The 12,717-nt window shown below is 47.9% G+C and carries 16 protein-coding genes; 13 read left to right on the top strand and 3 right to left on the bottom strand.

What is annotated here, in order from left to right:
* The first annotated feature begins 56 nt into the window (after window positions 1–56).
* Complete coding sequence (locus NOM72_RS09670; protein WP_023467670.1) at window positions 57–593, top strand: PadR family transcriptional regulator; 537 nt, start codon at window positions 57–59, stop codon at window positions 591–593.
* 80 nt (window positions 594–673) lie between these two features.
* The gene (locus NOM72_RS09665) at window positions 674–1,291 is read left to right on the top strand and encodes a hypothetical protein (protein ID WP_255999077.1); all 618 of its coding nucleotides are present in this window, start codon (window positions 674–676) and stop codon (window positions 1,289–1,291) included.
* A gap of 63 nt (window positions 1,292–1,354) precedes the next feature.
* On the opposite strand, the gene NOM72_RS09660 is transcribed toward NOM72_RS09665, so the two are convergent.
* The gene (locus tag NOM72_RS09660) at window positions 1,355–2,014 is read right to left on the bottom strand and encodes a type 1 glutamine amidotransferase domain-containing protein (protein ID WP_255999076.1); all 660 of its coding nucleotides are present in this window, start codon (window positions 2,012–2,014) and stop codon (window positions 1,355–1,357) included.
* A gap of 67 nt (window positions 2,015–2,081) precedes the next feature.
* Window positions 2,082–2,936 (bottom strand): aldo/keto reductase, encoded by an 855-nt coding sequence (locus tag NOM72_RS09655; protein WP_023467673.1) that lies wholly within the window; start codon window positions 2,934–2,936, stop codon window positions 2,082–2,084.
* Between the two features lie 181 nt (window positions 2,937–3,117).
* Here NOM72_RS09655 and NOM72_RS09650 point away from each other — a divergent pair, with 181 nt between their 5' ends.
* The 11 genes from NOM72_RS09650 to NOM72_RS09600 all read left to right on the top strand — a co-directional run bounded on the left by NOM72_RS09650 (window position 3,118) and on the right by NOM72_RS09600 (window position 12,228).
* A complete protein-coding gene (locus tag NOM72_RS09650; protein WP_023467674.1) occupies window positions 3,118–3,648 on the top strand; it encodes an NUDIX domain-containing protein in 531 nt (176 codons plus the stop codon).
* Between the two features lie 101 nt (window positions 3,649–3,749).
* Entirely contained in the window at window positions 3,750–4,232 is a 483-nt protein-coding gene (fur, locus tag NOM72_RS09645) for a ferric iron uptake transcriptional regulator (protein WP_023467675.1), read from the top strand.
* A gap of 125 nt (window positions 4,233–4,357) precedes the next feature.
* Window positions 4,358–5,242, top strand: coding sequence for a site-specific tyrosine recombinase XerD (gene xerD / locus NOM72_RS09640; RefSeq protein ID WP_029341179.1), 885 nt, complete (start codon window positions 4,358–4,360; stop codon window positions 5,240–5,242).
* 118 nt (window positions 5,243–5,360) lie between these two features.
* Window positions 5,361–6,533, top strand: a complete 1,173-nt coding sequence (deoB, locus tag NOM72_RS09635; protein ID WP_058265155.1) for a phosphopentomutase — start codon at window positions 5,361–5,363, stop codon at window positions 6,531–6,533.
* Between the two features lie 18 nt (window positions 6,534–6,551).
* Window positions 6,552–7,364, top strand: coding sequence for a purine-nucleoside phosphorylase (locus NOM72_RS09630; RefSeq protein WP_029341181.1), 813 nt, complete (start codon window positions 6,552–6,554; stop codon window positions 7,362–7,364).
* A 46-nt stretch (window positions 7,365–7,410) separates the two neighbouring features.
* Window positions 7,411–8,712 (top strand): pyrimidine-nucleoside phosphorylase, encoded by a 1,302-nt coding sequence (locus NOM72_RS09625; RefSeq protein WP_023467679.1) that lies wholly within the window; start codon window positions 7,411–7,413, stop codon window positions 8,710–8,712.
* Between the two features lie 105 nt (window positions 8,713–8,817).
* Window positions 8,818–9,477 carry a hypothetical protein gene (locus NOM72_RS09620; protein ID WP_255999075.1) on the top strand — a complete coding sequence of 220 codons (660 nt, stop codon included), beginning with the start codon at window positions 8,818–8,820 and terminating at the stop codon, window positions 9,475–9,477.
* A gap of 81 nt (window positions 9,478–9,558) precedes the next feature.
* Window positions 9,559–10,563, top strand: a complete 1,005-nt coding sequence (locus tag NOM72_RS09615; RefSeq protein ID WP_255999074.1) for a S66 family peptidase — start codon at window positions 9,559–9,561, stop codon at window positions 10,561–10,563.
* A gap of 103 nt (window positions 10,564–10,666) precedes the next feature.
* Window positions 10,667–11,104, top strand: a complete 438-nt coding sequence (locus NOM72_RS09610) for a peptidylprolyl isomerase (protein WP_023467682.1) — start codon at window positions 10,667–10,669, stop codon at window positions 11,102–11,104.
* Window positions 11,105–11,201: 97 nt separating this feature from the next.
* Complete coding sequence (locus NOM72_RS09605) at window positions 11,202–11,729, top strand: type 1 glutamine amidotransferase domain-containing protein (protein WP_035398198.1); 528 nt, start codon at window positions 11,202–11,204, stop codon at window positions 11,727–11,729.
* 151 nt (window positions 11,730–11,880) lie between these two features.
* Entirely contained in the window at window positions 11,881–12,228 is a 348-nt protein-coding gene (locus tag NOM72_RS09600) for a GNAT family N-acetyltransferase (RefSeq protein WP_023467684.1), read from the top strand.
* Between the two features lie 17 nt (window positions 12,229–12,245).
* Here NOM72_RS09600 and NOM72_RS09595 read toward each other — a convergent pair whose 3' ends face one another.
* Window positions 12,246–12,710, bottom strand: a complete 465-nt coding sequence (locus tag NOM72_RS09595) for a DUF309 domain-containing protein (protein ID WP_058712906.1) — start codon at window positions 12,708–12,710, stop codon at window positions 12,246–12,248.
* Window positions 12,711–12,717: the final 7 nt, after the last annotated feature.

Below are 12,717 nucleotides of genomic sequence, written 5' to 3'. Positions count from 1 at the left end.
AGATATATTTGAGATAATTAAGTATATATACAAAAGAAGGAAAGAAGGTGCAGCCAGTGGCATTACGATTTGCACTACTCGGGCTGCTGACCCAAGGGGAAGCGACCGGTTACGATTTAAGCGCGACTTTTAAAAAACAGATGATCCACTTCTGGACCGCACACCATACTCAAATATACCGAGAGTTGTTGAAAATGGAAGAGGCAGAGCTCGTGACGAGTGTTCATATCGTCCAAGAAGACTTGCCGGACAAGAAAGTCTATTCGATTACCGATAAAGGGCGTACGGAGCTCGTTGAATGGTTACGGACACCAAATGAATTCAAACCGAAGATGAAGGATGAGAACTTGATGCGGGTGTCGCTCTTGCATCTGCTCCCACCAGAGGAAGCCGTTGCTTATTTGGAAGAGTCGAAGCGGCACCATCAATTTGCCGTCGAGATGATGCATAGTTGGCGTCACGACCACCTCGAGAACGGTGCAACACTAGGGGAGACCTTGACGAGTGAGTACGGCTTGCGTATGATGTTGAATTACTTGGATTGGTGTGACTGGGCAATCGCGGAAATCAAAAAGAACGAAGCAAACGTCTAACAATATTGGCTCGACTGTCATGTAGATGGCGGATTCGAGCCAGTTTTATTTTGTAATAGGATTTAGTAAGGAGAGAATCGATGTACTTTAATGACTATGAAGACTGGATTGAGGAAGAGGCGGAAGCCTTATTTCGCTTACATGAAGAACGGTTGATACGAGAAGCAATCTCGTATTCGCAATTCACGGCGTATGTAGAAGAGGCACTCCTTGAACCATTATTACTGAAACTACGTTGGCTAGGAGAAGCAGAAGAAGAGGAGATTCTAGAACGGGCGGATTCAATCGTTTGGGAGAATGCCTCGGGTCATTCGGAAGCTTCCCTTCGGCGAGATGTGTTACGACGGGTCGTCGAGCGAGACTTTACTGCGCATATCCTCGCGTACCTCACACCAATTCTTGAAGCTAGACAAGCTACTTATGAGGCGGAATTGAAGCAGCTTCAATTGGCGCATGCTGAACAAATAGATGAGGTCAAACAACACGAGCAACAGATTGAACTCGGACCGCCACCTAAAAAAGTCAAAAAATGGTGGTACCTCAAAGAAAAAGAAGTAGCACGTTCCTATACGGAGGAAGAACGATCTGCATTGCAAGCCCAACAGCAACAACTCGAGGACGAGTTAAAGCGACTCGAACAAAAAACACGTGAGACAGAAGCTGACCTCGAACGATTGGATTCAATTCACCGTCTATAACGTATGAAAAAATGGAGCATGCGACATGATGTCGCGTGCTCCATTTTGTATGAATACTATCTATTACGCTTGTGTCGCCAGTTTTGCGAGGACTAGTTTTGCGACTGCTTCACTTGACGCTGGGTTTTGTCCTGTGACGACGTTGCCATCGATGACGGCGAATTCCTTACCGGCATCCGATGTGAGGAAAGTAGCGCCTTCGCCACGGAGTGTCGTCTCAAGCAAGAATGGTACTTTATCTTCGAGACCTGTCGATTTTTCTTCTTCGTCTGTGAAGCCGTTGATTTGACGACCTGAAACGAAATGTTTGCCATCGATCATGACGTGCGCGAAGGCCGCTGGACCGTGACAGACTGATGCGACGACGCCATCTTTTTTGATGACAGCTTCAATGGCACCAGCCACTTGTGGGTTATTCGGGAAGTCGACGACTGCACCGTGACCACCTGGGAAGTAAACAGCATCAAATGATGCTGGATCGACTTCCGAGAGTGCTTTCGTGTCGTGCAATGCACGGCGTGCATCTTGGAATTTTGGCAAGATTTCTTTGACGATCGATGCTTTATCGATCGGGACGTCGCCACCTTTGATCGAAGTGACCGTCACGTCATGTCCTGCATCCTTAAACAGGTTGTATGGTGCTGCGAACTCTTCGAACCATAATCCTGTTTTGTGACCATTCATGTCATCTGCACTTGTTGATACGATTAAAATACGAGCCATAATAAAACTCCTCCTCTGTATGAACGTTACAAAGAAGGAGTTTCCCGGAGATATGAAGAGTTAAACCTCACCGGTGTTCCGTATAGTGATGAACCGGTAGTGTAGCAAGTGCCTGGTCGATTTGAGCTTGTGAGATCGACTCTTTCATCGCTTGGACGTTTGCCTGAAGCTGTGACACGCTCGACGCACCAGGAAGGACGATGTCGACCTGTTGATCGATGGCTTGCAAAGCAAGCGCAGGAAGCGGGAAATCTTGAAGTTTTTGTAGACTCGCCTCAAGCGTTTCCTTATCGAATTGTTCGAACCGATCAACCGACTGCAGGCGTGAAGCACTCTCATGTGTCAAGAGTCCTTTTGCCAGTGGACCACGGGCAACGACTTGGATGTTTTTCTCTTTTAAGCGTGGCAACAACTCTTCGATGCGGCGATCGAGCAACGAATAAGGCGTCATCAAGTAAGAGAAATTACTATGCTCGAGCCAATATTCGATGACATTCGGGCGCAGTGACGACAGACCATATTCCTTGATCTTCCCCTCTGCTTTTAAATCTTCCATTGCGCGGATCGACGCATCGATGTCATCATCGATCGTGCCGCCGTGGACGTAATACAGGTCGAGATAAGGTGTTTCAAGACGATTCAAACTTTCAAGACAAGCTTGCTTCAGATAGTCATAACTCGGATCCCATGTCCAACCGGTTCCGGTCGCGTTCATCCGATTCCCACCTTTTGAGGCGAGGAACAATCGACTGCGATCCTCTTGTGAGAAGGTTTGACCGATGATGGATTCGACCGCTCCGTTCGCATAGACGTCCGCTGTATCGAAGTGCGTGATTCCGGCATCAAGTGCCGTCCGCAGGATTGCTGTTGCTTCCTCCTGACCACGCTTTAAGATCGTCATCGTACCTAATCCTAATGACATGTTCAATTCCCTCTTTTCTTAGATGAACTATAAGTTTGGAACTTCTGCTTTCTAGTGTATCATATCTGATGAAAAAGACGATTTCGAAGTCTTGCGGCAATACGTCGGAAACGGCATACTAATCATGATAGAGAACGTAAACTAAGAACGTAAACTAAGATAGAAGAGGGGAACACATCCGATGGAAGAAAAAACGATTGAACGTGAAGTGATCTATGAAGGAAAAGTCTTTGATGTCGAGAAACATGTCGTCACGTTACCGAACGGCAATACCTCGGTCCGTGAATTGGTCTATCATAATGGTGCCGTCGCAATCATTGCTTTTGATGAACAAGGTGATTTGATCGTCGTGGAACAGTACCGGAAGGCGTTCGAGAGTCTATCGATCGAGATTCCAGCAGGAAAACTCGAGAAAGGCGAAGATCCACTCGATTGTGCCGGACGCGAATTAAAGGAAGAAACAGGATACGTCGCGAAAGAGTTACGACATGTCTTTGATTTCTACGGTGCGCCTGGTTTCTGCAGTGAGCGTGTACATATCTATGAAGCGATTGGTCTGACTGCCGGTGATCGTCAACTCGATGAGGATGAGTTCCTTGAGAATAAGACATTGAAGCTCGAAGAAGCACTCGAACTCGTTGCAAACGGAACGATCGTCGACGCGAAAACGATCATGGCGATCCAGCATTGGCAAATTCGTACTTTAAAATGATTCTCATTTAAATGATTTTCAGTTGATAATCATTTTAATTTGAAAAAAGACTGATTATCAGCTATGATAATAGCATCAGTTCGAACAAAGGGGGCGTTATGATGGAAAGTCGTGTAGAACGCATCAAAAAACAGCTAAGCGGTAAAGGATATAAGCTGACTCCCCAACGTGAAGCGACTGTGCGTGTCCTGCTCGAACACGAGTCGGATCACCTCAGTGCCGAAAATGTCTTTCTCCTTGTAAAAGAAAAGAACTCCGACATCGGACTTGCGACGGTTTACCGGACGCTCGAATTATTGACGGAGCTTGAAGTCGTCGATAAGGTCAACTTCGGAGATGGCGTATCCCGGTTTGATTTACGACAAGAAGGTGCGAGTCATTCGCATCACCATCTTGTCTGTATCGAATGCGGATCCGTCGAAGAGATTTTAGACGATATGCTTGAAGAAGTAGAGAAAGAAATCGTGTCCCGATTCCACTTTAAAATCAAGGATCACCGCCTGACATTCCATGGCGTCTGCCGTGTCTGCCAAGAGCGCCATGCTCGGGAAGCGTTGGAACAATCGCAAACACAAACAGTCTGACCGTCCGACGAAATTTCGGATGGTTTTTCTTTTTCAATTTTTATAGGTCAGACCTCTTCACAACGGTTTACACCTTTGATATGATGGGAAAGTAAGCGATTTCGTAAACGAAGAGGATGAGTTCAGTGCGTGAACAACTGGAAGCATTTATCAATTATTTAGTGATTGAACGGCAAATGTCCGCGAATACGGCAGCTGCGTATCGAAATGATTTAAATCAATACTTACAGACGCTTGAAACAGCGGAAGTTTCCTCGTTCGAACAGGTTCACCGACATCATATCGTCGACCATATTGAACGATTGCTTGAAGCACGAAAGTCACGATCGACGGTTCGCCGGGCGACGAGTTCGATCCGTTCGTTCCATCAATATCTGGTCGAAGAGAGACTTGCGACACATGATCCGTCTCGTCATCTTGATTTACCGAAACCGGAGAAGAAGTTGCCCGTCGTCTGGAGTCAAACGGACGTCGAACGCTTGCTTGATTCGGTCGTCGGTGTCGATCCGCTTACACGACGAGATGCAGCAATGCTTGAGCTTCTCTATGGAACAGGCATGCGCGTCAGCGAACTGCTCCAACTGAAGTTGAACGATTTGCAACTCGAACTCGGGTATCTGTCGTGTCTTGGGAAAGGGAACAAATCCCGGATCATCCCGATGAGTACGACATCGATTGAAAGTGTCAGGACATATCTTGACCTCGCGCGCAATAGTCTCGGCGGTCAACAGACGGACGATGTCTTCTTGAACAGTCGCGGTGATCGTTTGTCACGGCAAGGGTTTTGGAAGATGATCAAGCGACGGGCAAAGGAAGCGGGTATTGAAAAAGAGATCACACCGCACGTCCTGCGCCATTCGTTCGCGACCCATCTACTTGAAAATGGTGCCGATTTACGCGTCGTACAAGAAATGCTAGGACACGCTGATTTGTCGACGACACAAATGTATACACACGTTAACAAAGCACGACTTCACGACGTGTATAAGAAACATCATCCACGGGCATGATGGTTCTATCTTTTAAAGGTCTGACTTCAGACAAATGATGCGTTTTGTCTAGTCCCTTTCCGGGAAAAATCGTAACGGGAATCGCACAACTACAGCTCGTATATAGGAGGAACAGCAAATGGCTCAATCATTTAAACGTGTATTTTTGATCGTCATGGACTCCGTAGGAATCGGAGAAGCACCGGACGCTGAACAGTTCGGAGATCTTGGTTCGCATACGCTCGGTCACATCGCGCGTGAACGCAACGGACTCAACATGCCGAACATGGCAAAACTCGGTCTCTCGCATATCGAACCGATCGAAGGTGTCTCAGCTGAAGAAGCACCGCTTGCAGCATACGGAAAAATGCAAGAAGTATCTGCAGGGAAAGATACGATGACAGGACACTGGGAGATCATGGGACTCCGGATTGATACACCATTCCGTGTCTTTGAAAAATTCCCGGATGATTTGATTCATCGCCTAGAAGAGTTCTCAGGACGGAAAATCATCGGGAACAAACCGGCTTCTGGCACGGAAATTCTCGACGAACTCGGACAAGAACATGTTGAGACGGGCGCATTGATCGTTTATACGTCGGCAGACTCTGTTCTTCAAATCGCAGCACACGAAGAAGTCGTGCCATTAGAAGAATTATACCGGATTTGTGAATACGCACGTGATATCACACGGGATGACCCGTACATGCTCGGTCGTATCATCGCACGTCCATTCCTTGGCGAAGCAGGAGCGTGGGTCCGGACAGCGAACCGTCACGACTATGCCCTTAAGCCATTCGACCGGACGGTCATGAACGAACTTGAGACGGCAGGACTCGATGTCATCTCACTCGGTAAGATTGCTGATATTTACGATGGAGAAGGTGTCACGGATGCAATCCGGACGAAGTCGAACATGGACGGCATGGATCAGCTCGTAAAACAACTCAATCGTGATTTCAACGGACTTTGCTTCTTAAACCTTGTCGATTTCGATGCGTTGTTCGGACACCGTCGTGATCCGCAAGGCTACGGACAAGCACTCGAAGAGTTCGACGCGCGTCTTCCGGAAGTGTTTGCTCGCTTAAACGAAGACGATCTCTTGATTATCACGGCTGACCACGGAAACGATCCGGTTCATGCTGGGACTGACCATACACGGGAATACGTACCATTGCTTGCCTACCATAAAAATGGTGTTGCAAAACCGCTCGGTATCCGTGAGACGTTCGCTGATCTTGGAGCGACGGTCGCAGAAAACTTCGCCGTCAAGATGCCGGCACATGGAACAAGCTTTTTAACAGAACTATAATTCGAGGGAGCGATTCAGATGACAGTCAACTGGAATGAAACACGTTCGTTTTTAGAAAGCAAGATGCAGGCAAAACCGGAGATCGGATTGATTCTCGGTTCAGGACTAGGTGTCCTTGCGGATGAGATCGAAAACCCGATCGCGATTCCATATCATGAAATCCCGAACTTCCCGGTATCAACGGTCGAAGGACACGCGGGACAACTCGTCTTCGGTACTCTTGAAGGGAAACAAGTCGTTGCGATGCAAGGGCGATTCCACTTCTACGAAGGATATTCGATGGACATGGTCACGTTCCCAGTCCGTGTCATGAAAGCGATCGGTGTCGAGACATTGATCGTCACGAACGCAGCGGGTGCTTGTAACGAAGCGTTCGAACCAGGTGATTTGATGTTGATCACAGATCACATCAACTTCTTCGGTACGAACCCATTGATCGGGAAGAACGTCGACGAGATGGGACCACGTTTCCCGGATATGTCGAAGCCGTATGATGCGGAATTACTTCGTCTTGCACAGGAAACAGCGGATGAGCTCGGAATCCGTGTCCGTCAAGGTGTCTACTTCGGAAACACTGGTCCGACGTATGAGACGCCAGCAGAAGTCAAGATGGCACGGATGCTCGGTGGCGACGTCGTCGGTATGTCGACGGTCCCTGAAGTCATCGTTGCCCGTCATTCGGATATGCGTGTCCTTGGGATTTCGTGTGTCTCGAACATGGCAGCAGGTATTCTCGATCAACCGTTACATCATGATGAAGTCATCGAAACGACAGAACGTGTCCGAGCACACTTCCTATCGCTTGTTCGCGGTTCGATCAAAAAAATGTAACGACTGTTTTAAAACTCACAAACCACTCCTGAGGAGGAACTAGATTATGCGTATGGTAGATTTGATTGCAACAAAACGAGACGGTGGCGAACTCGCAACAGCTGATATTCAAGCAATGGTAGAAGGATTCACGAATGGTGAGATTCCAGATTACCAAATGTCAGCGATGTCGATGGCGATTTTCTATCAAGGAATGTCAGATCGTGAAATCGCTGATTTGACGATGGCGATGGTCAACTCGGGCGACGTGATCGACCTTTCACGTATCCACGGGAAAAAAGTCGACAAACACTCAACTGGCGGCGTCGGTGACAAAATCAGTTTGATCGTCGCACCACTCGTTGCGTCAATCGGTATTCCGGTTGCGAAGATGAGCGGTCGTGGACTCGGTCATACAGGTGGAACAATCGACAAACTCGAAGCGTTCCCTGGTTTTGACGTCGAGCTTTCAGAAGAAGCGTTCGTCTCACAAGTCAACGACATCAAGATGGCGATCATCGGTCAAACGGGTAACCTGACGCCTGCAGACAAAAAACTCTACGCACTTCGTGATGTCACGGCGACGGTCAACTCGATTCCATTGATCGCAAGTTCGATCATGTCGAAAAAGATCGCAGCAGGAGCAGACAGCATCGTACTCGACGTTAAGACCGGTTCTGGTGCCTTCATGAAATCGTTCGAAGATGCAAAAGCACTTGCGACAGAGATGGTTTCGATTGGTAAGAGTGTCAACCGTAAGACGGTTGCTGTCATTACGGACATGGATCAGCCGCTCGGCTTTGAGATCGGAAACGCAAACGAAGTCAAGGAAGCGATCGAAGTCCTTCAAGGGAAAGATGTCCGTGACTTGAAAGTCATCGCCTTGACGATTGCATCACACATGGCAGTCCTCGGTGAGTTCTACCCGACGTTTGACGAAGCATATGCGGATCTCGAAACACGTCTCGGTAACGGAGCAGCACTTGACGTCTTCAAGAAGTTCATCGCAGCTCAAGGTGGCGACGCGTCACTCGTTGACGACATGACTAAAGCACTTGAAACGAAATACGAAAAAACATTCGTCGCTTCAAAAGCAGGTTATGTCTCTGAAATCATCGCTGACGAAGTCGGTGTTGCAGCAATGATCCTCGGTGCTGGACGCGCGACGAAAGCAGATGAGATCGATCACGCAGCAAGCGTTACGTTGCACAAGAAAGTCGGCGACCGTGTAGAAGTCGGCGATGTCATCGCAACACTTCGTTCAAACAAAGAAACACTCGATCAAGCAATCGAAAAAATGGATCACGCGTACCATATCAGTGAAACGAAACCGGCAGAACGCCCGCTCGTTCACGCTGTTATCCAGTAAGCAATCCAATCAGCAATACTTGAGTAGTGGACGTCGTCCGCTACTCTTTTTTGTGATAAAATCAAAAGTGTAAAAAATTGGTATTGAAAAAGAGGGGGAGTATTCATGAAGCTTATGAAACGTTTGACCATCCTGTTATTCAGTCTAATCGGAGTCATCGGATGCGGCATTGTCATACTAGTTTTTTCCTTTTGGCAAAGTACGAAGCCAGACGCAGCAGAAGAAGCGAAAATAAAAAACGAAGCCAAGGTTTATTTAGAAAAGCAAAAGTATTTAAATGAAGCACGAGTGACCGGTAGTCTTTACGACAACATGGGCAATTTTCCATTTGAATATGCCGCACGCGCGATAGACGAAAAAACGAATACTGAATTTTTCGTCTATCAACAAGAGGAGTCGGGGAGGTTCGTTGACTCGTATCATGCGTCACTTTGGGAAGATCGGTTAGAGCGACGGATCCCGTCGCCGACTCTCGAACAACTGAACAATCAATTGAGCGTAACCGTACTTTATGACAACGATAAAATACAGCAGCTAGGTGACGCGCGTTTTGATTCAAAGGCTTATTTACGGAAGAAAGTCGCTCCGACGCTCTTAGTGGACGTTCCACGCAAGCGACACGAACAGGATAAAGCGCAGATCACAGCGTGGGCAAAGTCGTTGCGCGAACAAAAGATCCTTCAACATATGACAGTCAAGGTTGACTATATCTCGAAAAAAGGGGAATTGCTTGAGAACGGAGATTCGCTCTTCGTGAAGCTGTAAGATGGATTGAAAAACAAGATGTGCGGTTCCCTTTCGATTTGTTATACTGGAAATACTTGTAATGAATAAGGGGGAACTTTCATGAAACCACCACGTTTACAAAAAGGGGATAAGATTGCCATCGTCTCACCGGCGTCTGCTGTCGCAGCATACGTACCGCGTCGTCTCGCCCGCGGTATCGCAACACTTGAAAAAATGGGCTTTGAGGTCGTCTTGATGCCGAACGCAACAGCTGTCCATAGTCATACGGCAGGAACGATCGGGGAACGGCTACAAGATTTACATATGGCGTTCGCTGATCCGTCAATCAAGGCGATCATCTCGACGATCGGTGGGTTTAACTCGCACCAGCTACTCGACGAACTCGATTATGAATTAATCCGGAACAATCCGAAGATCTTCGTAGGTTACAGCGATATCACGGCACTGTTTGCTGGGATCTATCAGCAGACAGGATTGACGACGTTCGTCGGACCCGCACTGCTGACGCAGTTCGGTCAATTCGATGGTCTTGATCCGTATACAGAAGAATCGTTCAAACGTACGTTCATGCAGACGGAGCCGATTGGTCGGATCGAAGCGTCTGAGGAGTGGACAGATGAGGTTTTACGCTGGGATGTCGCGGACGACCGAAGACGAGAACATCAAGTGAACGCAGGGTACACGATCGTTAAGACCGGTGCCGCAGAAGGTCCGATTCTGACGGGGAATACGGGAACACTTTTACTGCTTGCCGGAACACCTTACTTGCCATCGTTTGACGGTGTCGTCTTGATGCTTGAGGATGACGAGAGTGAGACACCAGAAACGATCGACCGGTATTTCACGCAATTGCGACACATGGGTGCGTATGACAAGATTGCGGCACTCGTCGTCGGACGCTTCCCGCGAAAAGTCGATTTTGACCCGGACTTCCCGCTCAAGGACATCATTCTGCGCGCGACGCGAGGCTATGATTTCCCGATCATTCTCGATGCGGACTTCGGGCATACGGATCCCGTCACGACACTTGCGAATGGAATTCGGATTCGTGTCGAAGCAACAGATTCGGTGACACTCGATATTTTAGAGGCAGCCGTCGAGTAAAAAGGTCTGCACGACGTCCTGAAATTTGGTACACTGTACCATGGAATCACGATCTTGAATCGTGACGAATCTCTTGCTGAAAAGCACGAAAGGTTGGTCAAACATGCAAAAAACTGGTCATATCTTATTAGAAGATGGAAATAAAATCGAATTCGAATTGTTCAACGATGAAGCACCGATCACGACTGAAAACTTCGAAAACCTTGCAAACTCGAACTTTTACGATGGATTGAACTTCCACCGTGTCATCCCAGGCTTCGTCTCACAAGGCGGATGCCCAATCGGAAACGGTACAGGCGGTTCAGGAAAAACGATTCCTTGTGAAACGTCAACATCATACCCACACAAACACAAAGCGGGTTCACTTTCGATGGCACACGCTGGTCGTAACACAGGATCGAGCCAGTTCTTCATCGTACACGAGCCACAACCGCACCTCGACGGCGTACACACGGTCTTCGGACAAGTGACTTCAGGTCTCGAACATGCACAAAAAATGAAGCAAGGCGCTGGCATTAAAGAAATCCGCGTCGAAGCGTAAGTTCTTGCTCCTCTTCGAACGTTCGAAGAGGAGTTTTTCTTTTTTTAGAACCGGGTACAATCAGTAAGGGAACTCAACTCGAAAAGGAGTGTTTGTCATGCGTTTAGAAGGAAAACGAATCATCCAAGTCGTCAGCAATGACTTCGAGGATTTAGAATTATGGTATCCAGTCCATCGCTTACGTGAAGAAGGCGCAATCGTCGACATCGTCGGTGAGAAAGCGGATGAAACATATATCGGGAAGTACGGTGTCCCAATCAAATCGAATAAGACGTTCGATGAGATCAATCCAGCAGAATACGATGCGATTCTTGTTCCAGGTGGTTGGTCGCCCGATCTATTACGCCGCTTTGACTCTGTTCTGAACATGGTGCGTCATTTTGACCAGAACAAACAACCGATTGGTCAAATCTGCCACGCTGGTTGGGTGCTAATCTCTGCCGGCATCTTAAAAGGTGTCAACGTCACGAGTACGCCAGGAATCAAGGATGACATGACGAATGCGGGTGCAATTTGGCATGATGAAGCCGTCGTCGTCGACGGACATATCGTCTCGAGTCGTCGTCCGCCCGATTTACCGGACTACATGCGTGCCTTCATCCAAGTGATGGAAGAACAAGCGTGATTCAGATGCAGGGGACGTCACGAGACGGACTCCTGCATTTTCATGGATTATGAAAAAAATGCAGTAATTCTGTGTGAGAAGGTGTAGAATGAATGAGTCTCAGTCGTTCATGCTCCTGAGAGTTGTTGAAATTAGGAAGGTGTAGAATCACATGCTAGTAAAATATAAGAAGTTGAATGAACGGACCGCGATGGGGCTGATCGCCTTTTCGTGCGAAGTGAAGGATCCGAAGTATTTGCTTGAAACGGTTCAAGCCTATGAACAGGAAGAAGACCAACGCTTGTATTTGTACAAACAAGATGAGGATTTCGTCGGTGTCATCGGGTTTCAATTAATGGATGGCCATGCTGAATTGAAACATATCGCATTATCACCGTCTTTCCGTGGAGAACGGATGTCGTATCTCCTACTCGATGAAGCAGCCAAACTTCTTCGAACGGATATTACGGGTGCGACCGAAGAGACGCAACGCCTCGTCGACAAATGGAAAAATCAATAAAAAGACCGGTCCATGGCTCAGATGGACCGGTCTCTTCGGTTTTGTAGCGCTTCTTGTCGTGCCGTGACGACATCCGTACGATCGCGCAAACGGTGTTTATGCGTCACATAGTCGAGATCAGGTGCTGTCGCTTCAAGTGCGACGGTTCGGATGACGTCCGGGAAGACAGGTAACGGGATGTGCCGATAGATCTTATTCGTAAAATGGTCGCGATGATCGAGCAAATATGAGACGTCGATCCCGGACGCAATCAGTGTTGCCCGGTGGCGTTCGATTTTATCGAATGCTTTCGCATATGTCCGCTGTGCCCCAGTCGTATTGCCGCGGCGGTGATGATAGCGGGCGACGGCCAGCTGGATCAGACCGACAAGCGCCTCGTCCTGGCGTTGTCCTTCTTGCCAGACTTCCTCTAAGATTTCATGGCACTCGAAGTAATCGTGCCGGATGTTGAATTCAAATACGAATCGTTCAATCGGATTCATGGAATCA

It is taken from the genome of Exiguobacterium sp. LL15, assembly GCF_024436095.1.
In the GTDB taxonomy this organism is placed as follows: domain Bacteria; phylum Bacillota; class Bacilli; order Exiguobacteriales; family Exiguobacteriaceae; genus Exiguobacterium_A; species Exiguobacterium_A indicum.
Note: the sequence above shows the minus strand (reverse complement) of the source record. Positions and strands in the feature narration are given on the sequence as shown.